The sequence below is a fragment of the Sphingomonas sp. IC-11 genome, assembly GCF_021043365.1.
Lineage (GTDB): Bacteria > Pseudomonadota > Alphaproteobacteria > Sphingomonadales > Sphingomonadaceae > Sphingomonas.
In genome coordinates this window covers 148,880-167,472 of sequence record NZ_JAJNDU010000005.1, presented here as the reverse complement: position 1 = coordinate 167,472, position 18,593 = coordinate 148,880, and the positions used below count along the sequence as shown (strand labels likewise).

General features: G+C 68.4%; 17 protein-coding genes. 8 read left to right on the top strand and 9 right to left on the bottom strand.

All coding sequences use genetic code 11. The features are described from left to right. Window positions 1-97: 97 nt before the first annotated feature. From LQ954_RS14595 to purD, 4 genes are all read right to left on the bottom strand, one after another. Window positions 98-1,615: a lipopolysaccharide biosynthesis protein gene (locus tag LQ954_RS14595; protein WP_231023774.1), complete on the bottom strand. Its 1,518-nt coding sequence runs from the start codon at window positions 1,613-1,615 to the stop codon at window positions 98-100. 34 nt (window positions 1,616-1,649) lie between these two features. After that, window positions 1,650-4,430 (bottom strand): DNA polymerase I, encoded by a 2,781-nt coding sequence (polA, locus tag LQ954_RS14590; RefSeq protein WP_231023773.1) that lies wholly within the window; start codon window positions 4,428-4,430, stop codon window positions 1,650-1,652. 71 nt (window positions 4,431-4,501) lie between these two features. After that, on the bottom strand, window positions 4,502-5,275 hold the full coding sequence (locus LQ954_RS14585) for a hypothetical protein (protein WP_231023772.1): 774 nt from the start codon (window positions 5,273-5,275) through the stop codon (window positions 4,502-4,504). Window positions 5,276-5,394: 119 nt separating this feature from the next. Then, window positions 5,395-6,660, bottom strand: coding sequence for a phosphoribosylamine--glycine ligase (purD, locus tag LQ954_RS14580; protein WP_231023771.1), 1,266 nt, complete (start codon window positions 6,658-6,660; stop codon window positions 5,395-5,397). Here purD and xseA point away from each other — a divergent pair. From xseA to LQ954_RS14565, 3 genes are read left to right on the top strand one after another with little or no spacing between them, the layout of a single operon-like run. Further along, window positions 6,659-8,026 carry an exodeoxyribonuclease VII large subunit gene (xseA, locus tag LQ954_RS14575; RefSeq protein WP_231023769.1) on the top strand — a complete coding sequence of 456 codons (1,368 nt, stop codon included), beginning with the start codon at window positions 6,659-6,661 and terminating at the stop codon, window positions 8,024-8,026. The two genes, purD and xseA, sit on opposite strands and share 2 nt — an antisense overlap. Before the next feature lie 11 nt (window positions 8,027-8,037). Next, window positions 8,038-8,238 carry a DUF2093 domain-containing protein gene (locus LQ954_RS14570; protein WP_227772181.1) on the top strand — a complete coding sequence of 67 codons (201 nt, stop codon included), beginning with the start codon at window positions 8,038-8,040 and terminating at the stop codon, window positions 8,236-8,238. After that, entirely contained in the window at window positions 8,235-9,143 is a 909-nt protein-coding gene (locus LQ954_RS14565; RefSeq protein WP_231023767.1) for a M23 family metallopeptidase, read from the top strand. Before LQ954_RS14570 ends, LQ954_RS14565 begins: the two co-directional genes overlap by 4 nt. On the opposite strand, the gene LQ954_RS14560 is transcribed toward LQ954_RS14565, so the two are convergent. Continuing rightward, window positions 9,144-9,968, bottom strand: a complete 825-nt coding sequence (locus LQ954_RS14560; protein WP_231023766.1) for an FAS1-like dehydratase domain-containing protein — start codon at window positions 9,966-9,968, stop codon at window positions 9,144-9,146. It abuts the gene before it with no gap. A 143-nt stretch (window positions 9,969-10,111) separates the two neighbouring features. Between LQ954_RS14560 and LQ954_RS14555 the strand changes: the two genes are divergently transcribed. After that, window positions 10,112-10,345 carry a hypothetical protein gene (locus LQ954_RS14555; protein WP_227772178.1) on the top strand — a complete coding sequence of 78 codons (234 nt, stop codon included), beginning with the start codon at window positions 10,112-10,114 and terminating at the stop codon, window positions 10,343-10,345. 50 nt (window positions 10,346-10,395) lie between these two features. Next, complete coding sequence (locus LQ954_RS14550) at window positions 10,396-12,249, top strand: AMP-binding protein (RefSeq protein ID WP_227772177.1); 1,854 nt, start codon at window positions 10,396-10,398, stop codon at window positions 12,247-12,249. A gap of 107 nt (window positions 12,250-12,356) precedes the next feature. Here the strand turns inward: LQ954_RS14550 and LQ954_RS14545 are convergent, their stop codons facing one another. Both LQ954_RS14545 and LQ954_RS14540 read right to left on the bottom strand, forming a co-directional pair. Then, window positions 12,357-13,184 (bottom strand): arylamine N-acetyltransferase family protein, encoded by an 828-nt coding sequence (locus tag LQ954_RS14545; protein WP_231023765.1) that lies wholly within the window; start codon window positions 13,182-13,184, stop codon window positions 12,357-12,359. Then, window positions 13,181-14,863 (bottom strand): acyl-CoA dehydrogenase, encoded by a 1,683-nt coding sequence (locus LQ954_RS14540; RefSeq protein ID WP_231023764.1) that lies wholly within the window; start codon window positions 14,861-14,863, stop codon window positions 13,181-13,183. Before LQ954_RS14540 ends, LQ954_RS14545 begins: the two co-directional genes overlap by 4 nt. Before the next feature lie 37 nt (window positions 14,864-14,900). On the opposite strand from LQ954_RS14540, the gene LQ954_RS14535 reads away from it, so the two are divergent. Further along, entirely contained in the window at window positions 14,901-15,818 is a 918-nt protein-coding gene (locus LQ954_RS14535; RefSeq protein WP_227772287.1) for an L-threonylcarbamoyladenylate synthase, read from the top strand. Between the two features lie 3 nt (window positions 15,819-15,821). On the opposite strand, the gene LQ954_RS14530 is transcribed toward LQ954_RS14535, so the two are convergent. Next, entirely contained in the window at window positions 15,822-16,127 is a 306-nt protein-coding gene (locus LQ954_RS14530) for a hypothetical protein (protein WP_231023763.1), read from the bottom strand. A 5-nt stretch (window positions 16,128-16,132) separates the two neighbouring features. Further along, the gene (msrA, locus tag LQ954_RS14525) at window positions 16,133-16,678 is read right to left on the bottom strand and encodes a peptide-methionine (S)-S-oxide reductase MsrA (protein WP_227772173.1); all 546 of its coding nucleotides are present in this window, start codon (window positions 16,676-16,678) and stop codon (window positions 16,133-16,135) included. Between the two features lie 65 nt (window positions 16,679-16,743). On the opposite strand from msrA, the gene galE reads away from it, so the two are divergent. Then, window positions 16,744-17,742, top strand: a complete 999-nt coding sequence (gene galE, locus LQ954_RS14520; protein ID WP_227772172.1) for a UDP-glucose 4-epimerase GalE — start codon at window positions 16,744-16,746, stop codon at window positions 17,740-17,742. Beyond that, window positions 17,739-18,578, top strand: a complete 840-nt coding sequence (locus LQ954_RS14515) for an HpcH/HpaI aldolase/citrate lyase family protein (RefSeq protein WP_227772171.1) — start codon at window positions 17,739-17,741, stop codon at window positions 18,576-18,578. Before galE ends, LQ954_RS14515 begins: the two co-directional genes overlap by 4 nt. Window positions 18,579-18,593: the final 15 nt, after the last annotated feature.

The following is an 18,593-nucleotide window of genomic DNA, read 5'->3' as shown; positions in this document are numbered from 1 at the left end:
CTCCTCTGCTGCCCCCGGGGCGCGCCGGTGTTGTCGCTGCGCGCAGAAGAGGAAAGCGGCCGGCGGGGTCAAGCCTGCCGATGTGGGGCCGCGGAGTTCAGCGGGCGGGCGCGCCCACGTTCGGCAACGTCGCCTCCTCCGCACTCGGCATCTTGCCGAACAGCGCGCGATCAGCCGGACCGAACGCCCAGCGCCACAGGATGAAGAGATAAACGCCGGCAATCGCCGGAATGCCGACCACGACCTCCACCCACTCCAGCCGGTGCGGAAGCGATGTGAAGGCGGCGCCAACCAGGATCGCCGCCAGCGTTGCCCACACCAATGGCCAGCGCAACGGTGACACTGGTGCGGCAAGGATCCGCCCCAGCAGCCACGCCTTGATCACCGACGTCAGCGCAAGGCTGATCATCAGGGCAATCGCCGGTGCCGCTGCCTGGTAGGCCGCAGGCAGCCCAAGCCCGCGCATCCAGAAGATCAGCGCGAAGCTCAGCCCGATCTGGAACGCCAGCATCACCGCCGAAATGAGGAGATTGCGGTGTCGCGCCGTGTACACCAGCGCGGTTTCGCAAACCGCCCCGGTGGAGGCCAGCACCTCGGCCGTCAGCAGGAACACCAGCGCTGCCGTGCCTGCGACGAACTGCGGCCCAACGATCCCCATCACCGCCTCGCCGGGGATCGATCCCATGAGGGTGAGGCAGCCCTGCGCCGCGATGATCCAGAACGCCACCTGCCGCACCTGCCGCGCGATCGCCGCCCGGTCGTTCACCGCCAGGCTCTGCGTGATCACCGGGCCAAGGATCGGGTCGAACGACGTTTTCAGCTTCTGCGGCAGGCTCGCGACCTGCTGCGCCATGTAATAGATGCCGACGATCTTGGGCTCGAACATCACGCCCAGGATGAACCGGTCGACGTTGCGCGTGCCCCATTCGAACGCATCCGCCCCGGCCAGCGGCACGTTGTCGCGGATCATCGCCAGCAGCCCGCGCACATGCGGGGACCAGCCACGCGGCAGGCCGTAGCTGCGCACCAGCGGCACGATCGATGCGATCAGCGCCGCGATCATCGACGCGACATAGCTCAGCACCAGGCCGTCGCGCGTCGTGAAGAAGGAGAACACCCAGGCCGCGATCGAGATCGTCCAGGGCTCCACCACCGCGCGCGCCGTCACCGCCGCCTTCACATTGTGCCGATAGGCCAGCGCCGCGAGGCTCACGTCGGACCAGGCGATCGCCAGCACGATCAGCGGCAGCCAGCGGTCGAGCCCCACGATCGGCGTATTGGGGTACATGACCTCGGGGAAGGTCCACAGCACCGCGCTCGCCAGCAGCGACAGCAGCGCCGCGACGACCAGCCCGTCGGCAACCACATGCACGTGCGGCCGATCCGTCCGGCTCAGCGCCTGCGCCAGCCCGCGCTTCAGGCCAAGCGTCGCCAGCAGCGCCGCCAGTTCCACCACCACCACCGCAATGGCGAACCGCCCGACGAGCTCCGGGCCATAAAGGCGCCCGGCAATGAACAGGAACGGGATGCGCGCCGCCAGCCGCAGGATGAACCCCGCGACATTGGTGCGCCCGCCCTTGGCAAGCTGCGCAATATCCTTCGACGTTTCGGTCACTGAGGCGTCCTGCCGGCCCCGCGCGGTTGGCGGGTCAATGCGCTGCCCCCCAGCTCGCGCCGGTGCCGATCTCCACCGCCAGCGGCACGTCCAGCTTCACCGACGGCTCGGCTGCGGTCGCCATCACGCGTTCGATCACCGGCTTCGCCGCGTCGACTTCGCCTTCGGGCACTTCGAACACCAGTTCGTCGTGCACCTGCAGCAGCATGCGCGTGCCGGTCAGCCCGGCCTCGGCCAGCGCCGGCTCCATCCGCGCCATCGCGCGCTTGATGATGTCGGCGCTCGTGCCCTGGATCGGCGCGTTGATCGCCGCACGCTCGGCGCCTTGCCGCTCGTGCTGCACCTTGCTCCTGATTCGCGGGAAATGGGTCTTGCGGCCGAACAGGGTGGTGGTGAAGCCCTGCTCGCGCACCGCCTGCAGCGTCTCGGCGATATAGCGGTTGATGCCCGGGAAGCGCTCGAAATAGCGGTCGATCATGGCCTGCGCCTCGTCCGCCGTCACGTCCAGGCGCCCGGCAAGGCCCCAGCGGCTGATGCCGTAGAGGATCGCGAAGTTGATCGTCTTGGCCCGCCCGCGCGTGTCTCGATCCACCGTGCCGAACAGCTCCTGCGCGGTCAGCGAGTGAATGTCGTCGCCGCGCGCGAAGGCTTCCTTCAGCGCCGGCACGTCGGCCATGTGCGCCGCCAGCCGAAGCTCGATCTGCGAATAGTCCGCCGCCAGGATCACATTGCCCGGCTCTGCCACGAAAGCGTCGCGGATCTGCCGGCCGATCTCGGTGCGGATCGGGATGTTCTGCAAATTGGGGTCGGTGGATGACAGGCGCCCGGTCTGCGCGCCGGTCAGCGAATAGCTGGTGTGGACGCGGCCCGTCGCCGGGTTGATCTGCTCCTGCAGCGCATCGGTATAGGTGGATTTCAGCTTCGACAGCTGGCGCCAGTCCAGCACCCGCGCGGCGATCTCCTTGCCCGGCGAATCCTTGTCCGCCGCGATCCGCTCAAGCTCGTTGACGTCGGTCGAATAGACGCCGCTCTTGCCCTTGCGCCCACCCTTGATGCCCATCTTCTCGAACAGGACATCGCCCAGCTGCTTCGGGCTGCCGATGGTGAAGGGCGCGCCGGCGATGCCGTGGATCACGCCTTCCAGCTCGGCCATCTGGGTGGCGAATTCCTGCGACAGCCCGGCCAGCCGCTCGCGATCCACCTTGATCCCGTGGCGCTCCATCCGCGAAATCACCGCGACGAGCGGCCGGTCGACCATCTCGTACACCCGCGTCACGCTTTCGATCGGCAGCCTCGGGCGGAAGCGGCGCCACAGTCGCAGCGTCACGTCCGCATCCTCCGCGGCGTAGCGGGTCGCGGCCTTCAGATCGACTTCGTGGAAGCCGATCGCCTTCTTCCCCGTGCCGGTCACGTCCTTGTAGGCGATGCAGCTGTGCGACAGATGCGTCGCGGCCAGCTCGTCCATGCCGTGCCCGTGAAGCCCGGCATCGAGGTCGAAGCTCATCACGATCGTGTCGTCATAAGGCGCAAGCTCCAGCCCAAGCCGCCCCAGCACGATCAAATCATATTTCAGATTGTGCCCGATCTTCAGGACCGACGCGTCCTCCAGCAGCGGCTTCAGCTTCGCCAGCGCCACGTCGCGGTCGAGCTGCGCCGGCTTCTGCGCAAACATGTCGCTCGCCCCGCCCTCGCCGACATGGCCCAGCGGCACGTAGCACGCGCGGTTCGGCGCCAGCGCCAGCGACACGCCCACCAGTTCGGCCAGCATCGGGTCCTTGGCGGTCGTCTCGGTGTCGATCGCCACCCAGCCCTGGTGCCGCGCCGCCGCGATCCAGCTGTCGAGCGCCGCTTCGTCGATGACGGTCTCGTATCCGTCATGGTCGCACGGCGGATCTTCCTCGTGCGGCACGCCGGCGGGCTCGGGCGGCGTCGGGTCCACGCCCTCGTTCTGCTCCGCCGCCAACTTCGTCAGCAGCGATTTGAAGCCATGATGCTCCAGGAACGCGCGCAGCGGCGCTTCCGGGATGCCGTCGAGCGCCATCTCCTCCAGCGGATGCGGCAGCGGCACGTCGCAGGCGAGCTCGACCAGCTTGCGGCTCAGCCGCGCCATCTCGGCATGCTCGATCAGATTGTCGCGCAGCTTGCCCTTCTTCATCTCGGGCGCGGCGGCCAGCACCGCCTCGACGCTGCCATGCTCCAGGATCAGCTTCGCCGCGGTCTTGGGGCCGACGCCGGGCACGCCCGGTACATTGTCGACGCTGTCGCCCATCAGCGCCAACACTTCGCCCAATTTGTCCGGCCCGACGCCAAACTTCTCCACCACGTCCTCTGGCCCGAAGCGCTTGTCCTTCATCGTGTCGAGCATGTCGATGCCCGGCTCGGTCAGCAGCTGCATCAGGTCCTTGTCGGAACTGACGATCGTCACTTGCCAGCCCTGCGCCAGCGCCGCCTTGCTGTACGACGCGATGAGGTCGTCCGCCTCCCAGCCCTGCTCCTCGATGCACGGCAGCGAGAAGGCGCGGGTCGCGTCGCGGATCATCGGGAATTGCGGCTTGAGATCCTCGGGCGCCGGTGGTCGATGCGCCTTGTACTGGTCGAACATCTCGTTGCGGAACGTATGCTCGGATTTGTCGAGGATCACCGCCAGGTGGCTGGGGCCATCGGCCTTGTGCAGATCGTTGGCCAGCTTCCACAACATGGTGGTGTAGCCATAAACGGCGCCGGCCGGCTCGCCGTGCTTGTTCGTGAGCTTCGGCAGCACGTGGTATGCGCGGAAGATGAAGCTCGAGCCATCGACGAGGTAAAGGTGCGGCATGTTGCGCCGCTTAGCGGATCGCTGCGCCCGGAACAAACCGTGCGCAGCGCAACGTGTTCAAACCGTGATGATCAGAGCTTGCCGAAGCGCGCTTCAAATCCCTTGATGTCGCCGGCGGCCAGCAGTTTCGCCTGCTCCAGCCAGCGATCCCGGCCCATGCGTCCGGTGAACGGCCCAAGCCGCGCGTCCAGGTCCTCGGCGGCGCGCTGGTCCAGCGCGGCCAGCTGACCGACGTTGGTAATACCCAGCTCCGCCAGCATTGCGGCGACCTTCGGGCCAAGGCCCTTGATCTGAGTCACCGGGCCCTCACCCGGAGGCGGACCCGCAGGAGCGACCGGGGCCGGCGCAGCAGCGGGCTCCACCGGCGTTTCGACAGGGGTCGCGGGCTCGGGCTGAGCCTCGACCGCCGGAGATGCCTGCTGCGGCGCGGCTGCCGCAATCGGCTCGTCGGCCAGAGGTGCAGGCTCGCTGGTGGCTGGCTCGGCCGGCACCACCTCGGGCATATCGGTCAGCGGCGGTGGCGGCGGCGCTACCGGGACAGGCGTGACAGGAGCAGCCGGGGCGGCCACCGGCGCGGCACGGCGTTGCTCCGGCTGCGCTTCAGGCCGGGCTGCGGCGCGCGGCTGCGCTGACGCAGTCGGGACATCAGTGGCGTCGTCATCGCGAAGCGGGCGATTGCTGACCGGGCTCTGCGCCAGCCGCTCCTGCTCTGCCTGATCGGCCTGCGTACGCGTGCGCCGCTTGCGAACGCCGACCATGATGGCGACGATCGTCAGCACCGCGACAATCGCGATGATCGCCAGCACGATGCTGGTCATTGTGTTGTCCACCGTGGTGGGCTGCATGAAACACTCCGCTACGCCTGGCGCCAAGCCTTAGGCGCGGTGCATGGTTCCCGCAACGGGCGGGAAGTTGCGTATTCTGGCCGGGCGCCGCGGGCAAGGGCTGCCCGCAGCGCGGCACGTCACTTGATCGCGCGCCACCCGATATCCCGGCGGCAGAAGCCGGATGGGAAATCGAGCGCGTCGACGCCGGCATAGGCGCGGCGCTGCGCCTCCGCGACATCGCTGCCCGTCGCGGTCACCGCCAGCACACGGCCGCCTGCCGCCACCAGCTTGCCGTCCACTTCACGCGTGCCCGCCTGGAACACCACCGCGCCCGTGGCCTCCGCCGCATCGACGCCGCCGATCACCCCGCCCGTCTCCGGCGTGCCCGGATATCCGCTGGCGGCCATCACCACCGTCAGCGCCACCGCATCCGCAAAGGCCGGCGCCGGTGCATCCGCCAACCGGCCTTCCGCCACCGCCCGCAGCGTTTCCAGAAGATCCCCGTCGAACCGGGCCATCAGGACCTGGCATTCGGGGTCGCCAAAGCGGACGTTATATTCGATCAGCTTCGGCCCCTCGGTCGTCAGCATCAGCCCGGCGTAGAGCACCCCAACGTAAGGCGTGCCCGCGGCTGCCAGCGCGTCGATGGTCGGACGGACGATCTCGCCAAGGGCGCGCTCCTCCAGTTCCGCGGTGAGCACGGCTGCGGGAGAATATGCCCCCATGCCGCCGGTATTGGGGCCGGTGTCGCCGTCGCCGACACGTTTGTGGTCCTGCGCGCTGCCAAAGCTCGCGGTGCTGGTGCCGTCCGACAGTACGAAGAGGCTCGCCTCCTCGCCTTCCAGGAACTCCTCGATCACTGCCTCTGCCGGTCCGCCGCTGAACAGCGCGGCAATCGCGTCCTCCGCCTCGGCCCGGGTCATCGCCACGACCACGCCCTTGCCCGCCGCGAGGCCATCCGCCTTGATGACGCAACGCAGCTGTTCACCTTCCGCAAAATCCTCCAGGCAGGCGAGCGCGCCATCCTTTGACGTCACGCGGAAATAGCGTGCCGTCGGGATACCGACCCGCGCGCACAGATCCTTGGTGAAGCCCTTGGAGCCTTCCAGCTTGGCGGCCTCGCGCCCCGGCCCGAACACCGGCACGCCGATGGTGCGGATGTTGTCAGCCAGCCCTTCGACCAGCGGCTGCTCCGGGCCGACCACCACCAGTCCAATCTGCTGCCGCCGGATGAAATCGATCACGGCGCGGTGATCCGACACGTTCAGATCGGCAACCGTCGCATGTTGCGCGATGCCGGGGTTGCCGGGCGCGGCATAGAGCGTATCTAGGCGTTCAGATTGCGCGAGTTTCCATGCCAGAGCGTGCTCGCGCCCGCCCGATCCGATCAGCAGGACGTTCATGCCCGACCCCTTTTTCGACGTTCCCGCGCGGCTGGTAGCGGACCCGACCCCCGGGGACAACGCCGCCGCCATGTCGGTGGGCGAACTCTCCAACCGGCTGAAGCGCGTGGTGGAGGGCGAGTTCGGCCACGTCCGCCTGCGCGGCGAGATTTCCGGCTACAAGCGCGTCGCCTCGGGCCATTGCTACCTGTGCCTGAAGGATGATGCCGCGGTGATCGACGGCGTGATCTGGAAGGGGCAGGCCTCTGCGCTCGCCTTCCGGCCCGAGGACGGGATCGAGGTGATCGCCACCGGCCGCCTCACCACCTATCCCGGCCGCTCCAAATATCAGGTCATCATCGAGCGGATGGAGCTGGCCGGCGCCGGCGCGCTCATGGCGCTGCTCGAGCGCAACAAGGCGCGCTTCGACGCCGAGGGGCTCTTTGCCAAGTCAAAGGCGCGCCGTCCGCTGCCGTTCCTGCCGCGCCGCATCGGGGTGGTCACTTCACCCACGGGCGCCGTGATCCGCGACATCATCCACCGGCTGGAGGATCGCTGCCCCAGCCATGTCCTCGTCTGGCCGGTAAAGGTGCAGGGCGATGGCGCGGCGAACGAAGTGGCTGCGGCCGTGCGCGGGTTCGACGCGCTGCCCGATCACCTTCGCCCCGATCTCGTCATCGTGGCACGCGGCGGCGGCTCGATCGAGGATCTGTGGGCGTTCAACGAGGAAGCGGTGGTCCGCGCCGTTGCCGCCTGCACCATCCCGATCATCTCGGCGGTGGGCCACGAAACCGATACCACCCTGTGCGACCACGCCGCCGATCTGCGCGCGCCGACACCGACGGCAGCAGCCGAACTGGCCGTCCCCGTTCTCGCCGACCTGCGCTTCACCGTTGGCGCCCACGGCCAGCGGATCGAACGTTGCGCGCGCCGCTATGTCGAGCGCGGGCGCGAGCGGCTTGATGCAATGGCGCGCCTGCTCCCCACCCGGGATCGCTTGCTGGGGCCGCAACGGCAACGCGTGGATGATCTCGGCGCTCGGCTCGACCGCGGGCTTGAGCGGCGGGTGGTGCGCGCACGCGGCGAACTCGATCGGACCGGCGCGGTGTTGCGCCCGGCGCTGCTCCAGCGGCGGCTGGAAGGCGCCCGGCAACGTCTGGAGGATCTGGGCCGGCTATTGGCCTCGGTCGATCCCGATGCGCCGCTTGCCCGTGGCTATGCCCGTGTCACGGATCGCGCCGGTGCGACGCTGACCAGCGCGGCGGCGGCACGCGCCGCTGGTGGCCTGACGCTCAATTTCGCCGACGGCGCGGTGGACACGAAGGTTGAGGGCGCCCGTTCGCGCTCCTATCCCCCAGCAAAGCCCGAACAGCCGACGCTGTTCTAGGAAGGTTGCATATGTTGATGTCGAAGACGGACCGCCCGGCGCGGATACACTACATGGCCAATGGCTTTCGCGTGCTGACTCCCGGCGATCACGTCGTTTGCGGCGTCAGTGGCGCGCATATCCCGATCGAGGATCTGCGCTATTGGGATGTCGCCACCCAACGTGCCTTTGCCAGTGCAGCGCTGGCGGCGGAGGCAATGGCGCCGCGATGAAGCGTGCCGCGCTGGCAGTTCTGCTCCCCCTGGCTGGCTGCGTGGTGCCGGCTGCCGACGCTCCGCCCCCTGCACCTGCACCTGCGCCTGCTGCGGCGCCTCGTCCGGTGGCGCCCTCCACGCCGCTGCCTCCGCCCCGGTTCGCCGTCAGCGGCATGGCCAGTCAGGGCGGCCTGATGCTCGGCACCGCGCCGACCGGCACGGTCCGGTTACTGAAGGACGGCGCGCCCATTGCGCTCGCCGCGGACGGCCGGTTCGTCATTGCTTTCGATCGCGACGCAGGGCTGACCTCGGTCCTGACCGCGACGCTGAGCGATGGCCGCACCGCGACTCACCAACTGTCGGTCGCCCCGCGCGCATGGCGGATCGAACGCCTTGACCGGGTGGCCAAGGTGCCGGTGCCCAGCGCAGACTTCCAGCGCCGTCGTCCGGCCGAACTCGCGCAGATCGAGGCCGCGCGTAGCCGGAACGAGGCCGCAGACGGCTGGCGTCAGCGCATCATATGGCCAGTCACGGGCCGAATTTCCGGGCTGTTCGGCGCCCAGCGCATCTACCGGGGCGAGCCAGGCTCGTACCATTCCGGGGTCGATGTCGCCCGGCCCACCGGCACGCCCGTTGTCGCCCCCGCCGATGGCGTGATCGTCCTTGCCGCGGACTCGCCGTTCACGCTGGAGGGCAATCTGCTGATCATCGACCATGGCATGGGCCTGAACAGCGCGTTCCTTCACCTGTCGCGCATCGACGTGTCCGTGGGCGCGCGCGTCCGACAGGGCCAGGTGGTTGGCGCGATCGGCGCGACCGGGCGCGTGTCCGGGCCGCATCTGCATTGGGCGATGAAGTGGCGCGACGCGCGGATCGATCCGTTGCTGATCGCCGGCCCCATGACGGGTTCTGGGCCGGATTGATCAGGCCAGCCGCGCCTCCGCTTCCATGCAGGCGCAGCCATCCCGGTCGGTCGTCCACAACGACAGCTGGCGGTCACCGGCCAGATTGAGCGCGGCCGGGCGATCGACGAACAGCGGCCGCGCGCCACGGAACGAAAAGTGCGTCAGCCGCGCGCCGGGCCGGTGGCGGAGCAGGTGATCGGCGAGCAGCATCGCCTGGTAAGGCCCATGCACCACCAAATCGGGATACAGCTCCTCCGTCGTCGCATAGGCACGATCATAATGGATGCGGTGCGCGTTGAAGGTCAGCGCGGAAAAGCGGAACAGCGCGGTTGCATCGAAGGTCACCTCGCGGCGCACCTCCGCAATTCGTGGATCCGCGGGCGCGGGCGCTGGCGTGCCATTGCCTGCGCCGCGGAACACCAGATCCTGCTCCTCCACCACGGCGATGGCGCCATCCACCAGAATGTCGTGTCGCACCGTCACAAAGGTCAGCCGGCCCGAGCGCCCGTCCTTCACCTTCACGTCGGTAACGATGCTTCGCCGGGTGGCAGGCGCACCAATCGGCAGCGGCGCGTGAAAGGTAAGCCGCCCGCCGGCCCACATGCGCCGCGGCGCCTCCACCGGCGGCAGGGCAGCGCCGCGCGCCGGATGGCCATCCGCGCTGATCGTCGACTGCGGCGCCTCGGGAAGGAAGAACAGCCAATGGGCGAGCGGCGGCAGCTCGCCCGCCGGCCAGTGCGCGCCATCATGATCGAACAAGGCAGCAAGGCGACGCAGCGGAGCGGCGACGAGATCGTCCTGCTGCTCGGTCGCGACCGGCGACCAGCCCTCGAATTGCTGCATTCCTCTTTCTCCAGCGGGGTTCCGACAAGCCGTAACGCTCACGGGCGGCCCCGTCACCCTCGCGCCGGTGACAGGAGCATGCCTCCTCAGCGGCCCAGGCGGGCGATGTTGAACCCCGTTAGTGGCGCGGCGTTATCCCTTTCATGGCCGGTGACTTGATGCATCCCCGCTACCCCTTGCCGCCCGCGCCGCCGACGCATCACCGCGCGCGTGCGACGATCCGGCTCGGCAAGCGCCGCCGATTCGATGCGCGGGTTGAGGTAACCAGCGGCGGACTGCTCGCCATTGGCGGGCTGGTTTCCTCCATCCTTCTTTCCACGGCGGTTCTTGTCCGCGTGGCGGTGCGAGAGGGCGGCAAGGCGCATAATCAGCACTAGGAGAAAATAATACGCCTGGCTTATATCGGGTCAAAACTAGGAGAGACCCGATGGCAACCGCGCCCGCCATGCCCACGCAGCCGCCGTTCAAGCGCCTCCCTCAGAAGGGGCCGGACATCACCGTTGAGCGTCGCTCCGACGGCACGATCCTGATCAGCTCGAATCACGCCATGGGCACGCCTGCCCGCTCGATCCCGCACCTCATGGCAGAGCGGGCCGCGCTTCACCCCGATCGTCCGTGGCTTATGCAACGCGCGCCCGGCCATGGGCCGTGGCAGGGCGTCACCTATGGCGAGGGCAAGAAGGCGGCCGACAGCGTGGCGCAATGGCTGATCGATCGGGGGCTTGGCGCCAATGACGCGGTGATGTGCCTCAGCGCGAATTCGGTCGCGCATGGCATCCTGATGCTGGGCTGCTTCACGGCCGGGGTGCCGATTGCGCCGCTCAGCCCCGCCTACAGCTTGGTATCCAGCGATCATGCCAAGCTGAAGCACTGCTTCAACACCGTGCGCCCGCGCATCGTCTTTGCCGAGAATTCGGAGTTGTTCGCGCGCGCGTTCGAGACACTGCGCAGCCTGGACCCGACGCTCACCTTCGTCACCATGGATGGTGGCGCTGGCACGATTCCGTTTGCCGAACTGACGGACACCGTCGCAACCGAGGCGGTGGACGAAGCACGTGAGGCGCTGACCCACGACACCGTCGGCAAATATCTCTTCACCTCCGGCTCCACCGGCATGCCCAAGGGCGTGCCGCAGCATCAGGGCATGTTCGTGAACCTCATCGCCGCCTCCGAAGGGCTGCGCGACGATCCCGATCCCGTTGATCACCCGATTTCGCTCGACTGGATGCCGTGGAATCACATTTCCGCCGGCACGATCCATTTCAACGCGAACATCGCCGGCGGCGGCACGCTCTATCTCGACGAGGGCAAGCCGGTGCCGGGCCTGTTCGAAACGACGATCAAGAACCTGCGCGAGATCTCCCCGATGAGCTTCGGCTCGGCTCCGGTCGCCTTCGCCATGCTGGCCGATGCGATGGAGCGCGATCCAACGCTGCGAAAGGCGTTCTTCAAGAACCTCCGCGGCATGGGCTACGGCGGCGCGACGCTGTCGGACGACCTTTATGATCGCATGCAGGCGCTGGCGATCGCGGAAACCGGCGAGCGCATGCCCTTCACCACGATGTATGGCGCGACCGAGACGCTGGGCGTCACCGTCGTTCACTGGGCATCGGAACGCGTCGGCCTCATTGGCCTGCCGCTGCCGGGCTCGACGCTGAAACTCGTGCCCAATGGCGCCAAGCTGGAGGTGCGCGTCAAGGGGCCGACCGTCACCACCGGCTATCACAATGATCCGGAAAAGACCGCCGCAGCCTTCGACGAGGAAGGCTATTACATGCTCGGTGACGCGGCCAAGTTCATCGATCCCGAGCGGCCAGAACTCGGCCTTGTGTTCGACGGCCGCGTGACCGAGGATTTCAAACTGTCGACCGGCACCTGGGTCTCGGTCGGCACGCTTCGCCCGGACATCTGCGCCGCCTGCTCGCCGTATCTTCAGGACGTGGTGATCGCCGGCCAGGACGAACCCTATATCGCCATCCTCGCCTGGCCCTCGCCGGCTGCGCTGCAGACGCTGGCGGAGGCGTCGCCCGGCTCCGATCCGATCCCGACGCTGGAGGGCCTGGTGAAGGAGAAGCTGGAGGCGTTCAACGAAACCGCCGGCGGCTCGTCTCGCCGCGTCCGCCGCTTCGCCATCCTGCGCACGCCGCCGTCGATTGACGCCGGCGAGATCACCGACAAGGGCTACGTCAACCAGCGCGCCACCCTCACCGCGCGCGACGATGTGGTGAAGGCGCTGTTCACCGAGGAACTGAGCGACGGCGTGATCGAGGTCGACGCGTAACGCCCGACCGACCCATCATTCCCGCGAAGGCGGGAATCCTATCCTTCAACGCCGCGGCTCCATCAGGACCGCGGCGTTCATGTATCGGCTATTCGCGACGCGCACGCTTAGAACAGCCCGAGCGCCGCGACATCCTCCTTCGACAAATCGATGCCGAACATCATGCTCAGCCGCATGCGATAGACGCGCGGATCCTCGATCACCGCCGCCGTCTCCTCCTCGCCCGCCCGCCGGCGATACTGCCGGTCGGTGAGCGTCGCGAAGCCGTGCGGCAGGACGATGCTCACCACCTTCAGCGTGGTGAACCGCGTGTCCGGCGCGGTGGACGTCCAGCGGTTCGCCATCTCCAGGTCCGCCGGCCACACCGTGTCCGTGGTGAAGCTGTATTGCGGCTGGAATCCCTCGCCCCCGCCGCGGCCATCGGTGCTCGCGCTATGACCATCGCGCAGCAGCATCCAGCCATGATCGTCGTCGCGCGTCAGCCGGAACGTCGCGCCATCAGGCGCCTCTGCCTCGGCGCCGTCCACCAGCGGCATCGGTGGGGTGTAGCTGCCGCCGAAACCCGGATCGGCGATCCATTGCTCATCCGCGAAGGTGACGAGGCTCAACGTGTGCGTCTTGGGCGGCACCCCGCCGCCGTTGAGCCAGACGCGCGCTAGCAGCGGCCGCGCCTCGAACCCCAGCGCCGCCAGCGCATCGAGGAACAGCCGGTTATGCTCGAAGCAATAGCCGCCGCGCCCGGCGACGACGAGCTTGCCGAACACGGCGTCTGACGAAATGTCGATCCCGCGCCCCAGCGGCACGTCGAGATTCTCGAACGGGATCGCCAGCCGATGCGCACGCTGCACCGCGGCCAGGCCATGGTGATCGACCGTCGCACGTGCCGGCAGGCGGATACGTTCCAGATAGGCGGGCAGGTTGAAGGGCAGGCTCATGCGGCAAACGCCTCCGCCTCGAGCGCGTAGAGTGGCGCGGCGGGCGCCTCTGCCGCCGCGCGCAGGCCCAGCGCCTCGGGCACGATCTGGTCGAGGTAGAAGGCAACGACTGCCTTCTTCGCCTTGCCGAACGAATCGTCGCCCGCCTCGGCCGCCTCGCGCTCCAGCAGCCAGCCGCACGTCGCGACCGACAGCATCGTCAGGAACGGGTAGCTCGCCGCCAGCCGGTCGTCGGCGTCCGCCGTCTGCAACCGCCGGCCGACCGCGTCGCACGCCGCGACCAGCTCGCCCAGCGCCGGGTGCGATGCCCCGCGCAAATCCTCGATCAGCGTCGCGAACGCTGCCCCGTTGGAAAGCGACAGCTTGCGGCCCACGAGGTCGGCGGCCTGGATCCCGTTCGTCCCCTCGTAGATCGGGGTGATGCGCGCATCGCGGAAGAACTGCGCCGCGCCCGTCTCCTCGATATAGCCCATCCCGCCATGCACCTGCACGCCGACGCTCGCGACTTCGTTGCCGATGTCGGTGCCATGCGCCTTGGCCAGCGGCGTCGCGATCTCCAGCCGGTCGCGCGCCGCCGCATCGCCTAGGTTCGCACGGTCCACCTGCCCCGCGGCATAATAGACCAGCGCACGCGCCGCCTGCGTCTGCGCCTTCATCCGCATCAGCATGCGCCGCACGTCGGGATGCTCGATGATCGCCGCCGGCTGCCCCTCGCGCGCGCCCTGGATGCGCTCGCGGGCATATTCCACCGCCTTCTGCGTCGCGGCCTCCGCCACCTGCACGCCCTGGAGGCCGACGTTGAGGCGGGCGTTGTTCATCATCGTGAACATCGCGCGCATGCCGCCGAACTCGGACCCGATCAGCTCGCCGATGCAATCGTCATGGTCGCCGAACGACAAGACGCACGTCGGCGAGGCATGGAGCCCCATCTTGTGCTCGATCGAAACGACGCGAACGTCGTTGGGCGTCCCGTCGCTGCGCACCTTGGGCACCAGGAACAGCGAAATGCCCTTCGTCCCCTTCGGGGCATCGGGCGTGCGCGCGAGCACCAGGTGAACGATATTGTCGGCGAGGTCATGGTCGCCGAACGAGATGAAGATCTTGGTGCCCTTGATCGAATAGGTGCCATCGCCGCGCGGTGTGGCAGTGGCGCGCAGCGCGCCGACGTCGCTGCCCGCCTGCGGCTCGGTCAGGTTCATCGTGCCGGTCCACTCGCCGGTGGCGAGCTTGGGCAGCCACGTCGCCTGCTGCTCGGGCGTGCCGTGATGCTGCAACGCCTCGATCGCACCCACCGACAGGATCGGCGCCAGCGCGAAGCCCATGTTGGCGCTGCCCAAAGTCTCCAGCACGGCGCACTGCACCGCGAACGGCAGGCCCTGCCCGCCGAATCCCTCCGGCACGCCGATCGTGCCCCAGCCGCCCTCGACATAGGCCTTGTACGCCGCCTTGTAGCCGTCCGGCATCACCACGCCATCGGGCGTCCACTTCGCGCCCACCGTGTCGCCGGCACGTGCCAGCGGCGCCCATTCGCCCTCGGCGAGCTGCCCGATTCCCTCCAGCACCGCCTCGATCACGTCGGGACTGGCGGCATGGTAGCGTTCCGTAGCGGCAAGCTCGGCGATGCGCACGATATGCTCGAGCACGAAACGCTGCTCGGCGACCGGGGCGGTGTAAGGCATGTTCTTCTCCAGTGTCGCGCCGCTATACCGTCCGGCGATGACGGCTCAAATCCCTCGAATTTTGCCCTTTGGTGATGCTGCGATCACCGAGGCGGCGGCGCTGATCCACTCGGGCGGGATCGTCGCCGTGCCGACGGAAACGGTATATGGGCTCGCCGCCGACGCAACCAATGCCGATGCCGTCGCGCGCATCTATGCCGCCAAGGGCCGGCCGAGCTTCAACCCGCTGATTGTCCACCTGCCGGATCGCGCGGCGGCGGAGCGGATCGCTGTGTTCGACGATGAGGCGCTGGCATTGGCGGATCGCTGGTGGCCCGGCCCGCTCACCCTCGTCCTGCCGCTGCGCACCGATGCCGGCATCGCCGGCCTCGTCACTGCCGGGCTCGAAACGATCGCGCTGCGCGTTCCCGCCCACCGCGCGATGCAGGCGCTGCTGCAAGCCTCGGGCCGCCCGCTCGCCGCCCCGTCTGCCAACGCCAGCAACGCGATCAGCCCGACCCGCGCCGAACACGTCGCCGCCAGCCTCGGCAACCGCGTCCCGCTGATCCTCGACGACGGGCCGACCACGGCGGGCCTTGAATCCACTATTGTCGGCAAGGGCGCGATCCTGCGCCCCGGCCCGATCACCGCCGAGCAGCTCGGCCTGTCAGCCGCCGCTCCCGGCGCCAAGGTCACCGCCCCCGGCCAGCTCGCCACGCATTACGCCCCAACAAAGCTGCTGCGCCTCGACGCGACCGAGCGTGACGGTGACGAATGGCTGATCGGCTATGGTGAGATCACAGGCGACGACACCCTGTCCGCCACCGGCGACCCGGTCGAGGCCGCCGCCCGCCTGTTCGACGCGCTCCACCGCGCCGACGCCGCCCCGGCCAGGAAGATCGCCGTCGCGCCCGTGCCGAACGAGGGCATCGGCACGGCAATCAACGACCGCCTGCGCCGCGCCGCGCACCGGTAAGTTTCAGGCAAGCCGATAGGGCGAAGGATCGCCCACCTCATCGATCAGTTGCGCCCGCGCCTCGGCAAGGCTGCGCCGATAATCCGCCGCCAGCGCTCCGGGCGGCAGCCCGCGCGCCGTTTCCAGTTCCGCCACGATCGCGGCATCATCCCCGCGCACGATGCGGGCGACCAGCGCATCGGCATCTTCCCCGATCCGCCCCGCGAGCAGCCGCATGGTGCGGGCGCGCAGCCGGAACTCGAAGTCCACCAGCCGCGCGGTTTCGACCTCCGCTTTCTTCAGCAGCGCTGCGCGGAGGTCGAAGGCCATGGTCGTCAGGCGGTAACGGTCGCCGCCTTGGACCGCGCCGCGAAGCTCTTGCGCAGCTTCTGCAGCTTGGGCGGGATCACCGCCAGGCAATAGGGGTTCCGCTGCCCCTCGCCGTCCCAATAATCCTGGTGGTAATCCTCAGCCGGATAGTATTCGTCGGCCTGCTCGATCGTTGTGACGATCGGCTTGTCATGATCGGCCTGCGCCCGCTTGATCGCCTGGTTCGCCTGCTCCTCCTGCATCACCGTCTCGGGGAAGATGGCGGAGCGATATTGCGTGCCGACGTCATTGCCCTGGCGGTTCAGCTGCGTCGGATCATGCGTCGCAAAGAAGATGTCGAGCAGGTCGCCATAGCTGATTTGCGCGGGATCGAAGCCGACGCGGATCGCCTCGGCATGGCCTGTATCGCCGCCGCACACCTGCTTGTACGTCGGGTTGGGCACGGTGCCGCCGATATAGATGCTTTCCACGCTCTCGACGCCGATCACGTCCTTGAACACGGCCTCGGTGCACCAGAAACAGCCACCGGCCAGCGTCGCATATTCGGTCATGGGGAAGGTCTCCTTTGCGGCCAATGTAGGAAGCCGCTAGGGCGCGCGCAAAGAGGGAGATCGGCATGGCATTGGGCGGCAAGGTGATGGTGACGGGCGGGGCCGGCTATATCGGCAGCCACGCCGTGCTGGCGCTGCTCGACGCCGGCCATGACGTCGTGGTGATCGACAATCTCGTCACCGGCTTCGACTGGGCGATCGATCAGCGCGCGGCCTTCGTCAACATCGCGGTCGAGGATCCGGGCGTGCGCGACGTGATCCGCCAGCACAACGTGCGCGCGATCATGCATTTCGCCGGTTCGGTGGTGGTGCCGGAATCGGTCGAGAACCCGCTCAAATATTACCGCAACAACACCGCCGCGACGCGCAGCCTGATCGAAAGCGCGGTGGTGGAGGGCGTGCCGCACTTCATCTTCTCCTCGACCGCCGCGACCTACGGCAACCCGACCAAGGTGCCGATCACGGAGGCCGACCCGCAGCTGCCGATCAATCCCTACGGCACGTCGAAGCTGATGACCGAGGCGATGCTGCGCGATGTCGCGGCGGCGCACCCGATGAACTATGGCGCATTGCGCTATTTCAACGTCGCCGGCGCTGACCCCGAGGGGCGCACTGGCCAGTCGACGGTCGGCGCCACCCACCTCATCAAGATCGCGGTCGAGGCGGCGACCGGCAAGCGCGCCGCGGTCGGCGTATTCGGCACCGATTTCCCGACCCGCGACGGCACTGGCGTGCGTGATTACATCCATGTCTCCGATCTCGCCGACGCGCATGTTGCCGCCTTGAAGCAGCTGATCGCCGCTCCGACCGAAAGCTTCACCTTCAACTGCGGCTATGGCCGCGGCTTCTCGGTCCTCGAGGTGCTCGACGCGGTCGACCGCGTCACCAACATCACGATCGAGCGCCGCATCGAGGGCCGACGCGCGGGCGACCCGGCGGAACTGGTGGCGGACAATAGCGCGATCCTCGCCGCGCTCGACTGGCAGCCGAAGCGCGCCGATCTCGACGGCATCGTGCGCGATGCGCTCGCCTGGGAACGCAAGCTGGCGGAGATGGGCAAGTGAAGCTGCGATCGCTCCTGTTCGTCCCCGGTGACCGGCCGGAACGCTTTCCCAAGGCGGCCGCGACCGGCGCCGACGCGCTGATCCTCGACCTCGAAGATGCCGTCGCCCCGGATCGCAAGCCCGAGGCGCGCGCCGCCGTCCGCGCCTGGATCGAGGCGCCGCGCGAAAATGGCGCCCCGGCCATCTTCGTGCGCATCAACCCGATCGACAGCGATGAGGTCGCCGCCGACCTGGAGGCGCTCGCCGGCCTGTCGCTCGACGGCATCGTCCTGCCCAAGGCAGAAGGCGCATCGTCGGTCGCCACGCTCACGAATCGCCTGCCCGGTGACTATGCGATCCTTCCGGTCGCCAGCGAGACCGCGGCGGCGGTGTTCCAGCTCGGCACCTTCGGCAGCGTCGCCGGCCGGCTCGCCGGCGTCACCTGGGGTGCGGAGGATCTCCCCGCCGCGATCGGCGCGACCAGCGCGCGCGAGGAGGACGGCAGCTACACCGATCCCTATCGCGTCGTGCGCGCGCTCACCCTGTTCGGTGCGCACGCCGCCGGGGTGCCCGCGATTGAAACCGTGTTCCCCGATTTCCGCAACCTCGACGGCCTCGCCGCCTATGCCGCGCGCGGCCGGCGTGACGGCTTCACCGGCATGCTCGCGATCCACCCGACGCAGGTCGCGGTGATCAACCAGGCCTTCACCCCGAGCGAGGCCGAACTCGCCCATGCCCGCGCCGTGATCGCCGCGTTCGAGGCGAACCCGGGCGCCGGCGCGCTGCAGCTCGACGGCAAGATGATCGACGCCCCGCACCTGAAAAGCGCGCGCCGCCTGCTCGCGCTGGTGGAGTAAGGAGCAGCGCCCTCG

Bases quoted from the DNA above. Each gene is read 5' to 3' on its own strand.
- polA (WP_231023773.1), bottom strand. From the start codon at position 4,430: ATGCCGCACCTTTACCTCGTCGATGGCTCGAGCTTCATCTTCCGCGCA.
- LQ954_RS14585 (WP_231023772.1), bottom strand. From the start codon at position 5,275: ATGCAGCCCACCACGGTGGACAACACAATGACCAGCATCGTGCTGGCG.
- xseA (WP_231023769.1), top strand. From the start codon at position 6,659: ATGCCCGACCCCTTTTTCGACGTTCCCGCGCGGCTGGTAGCGGACCCG.
- purD (WP_231023771.1), bottom strand. From the start codon at position 6,660: ATGAACGTCCTGCTGATCGGATCGGGCGGGCGCGAGCACGCTCTGGCA.
- LQ954_RS14570 (WP_227772181.1), top strand. From the start codon at position 8,038: ATGTTGATGTCGAAGACGGACCGCCCGGCGCGGATACACTACATGGCC.
- LQ954_RS14565 (WP_231023767.1), top strand. From the start codon at position 8,235: ATGAAGCGTGCCGCGCTGGCAGTTCTGCTCCCCCTGGCTGGCTGCGTG.
- LQ954_RS14560 (WP_231023766.1), bottom strand. From the start codon at position 9,968: ATGCAGCAATTCGAGGGCTGGTCGCCGGTCGCGACCGAGCAGCAGGAC.
- LQ954_RS14555 (WP_227772178.1), top strand. From the start codon at position 10,112: ATGGCCGGTGACTTGATGCATCCCCGCTACCCCTTGCCGCCCGCGCCG.
- LQ954_RS14550 (WP_227772177.1), top strand. From the start codon at position 10,396: ATGGCAACCGCGCCCGCCATGCCCACGCAGCCGCCGTTCAAGCGCCTC.
- LQ954_RS14545 (WP_231023765.1), bottom strand. From the start codon at position 13,184: ATGAGCCTGCCCTTCAACCTGCCCGCCTATCTGGAACGTATCCGCCTG.
- LQ954_RS14540 (WP_231023764.1), bottom strand. From the start codon at position 14,863: ATGCCTTACACCGCCCCGGTCGCCGAGCAGCGTTTCGTGCTCGAGCAT.
- LQ954_RS14535 (WP_227772287.1), top strand. From the start codon at position 14,901: ATGACGGCTCAAATCCCTCGAATTTTGCCCTTTGGTGATGCTGCGATC.
- LQ954_RS14530 (WP_231023763.1), bottom strand. From the start codon at position 16,127: ATGGCCTTCGACCTCCGCGCAGCGCTGCTGAAGAAAGCGGAGGTCGAA.
- msrA (WP_227772173.1), bottom strand. From the start codon at position 16,678: ATGACCGAATATGCGACGCTGGCCGGTGGCTGTTTCTGGTGCACCGAG.
- galE (WP_227772172.1), top strand. From the start codon at position 16,744: ATGGCATTGGGCGGCAAGGTGATGGTGACGGGCGGGGCCGGCTATATC.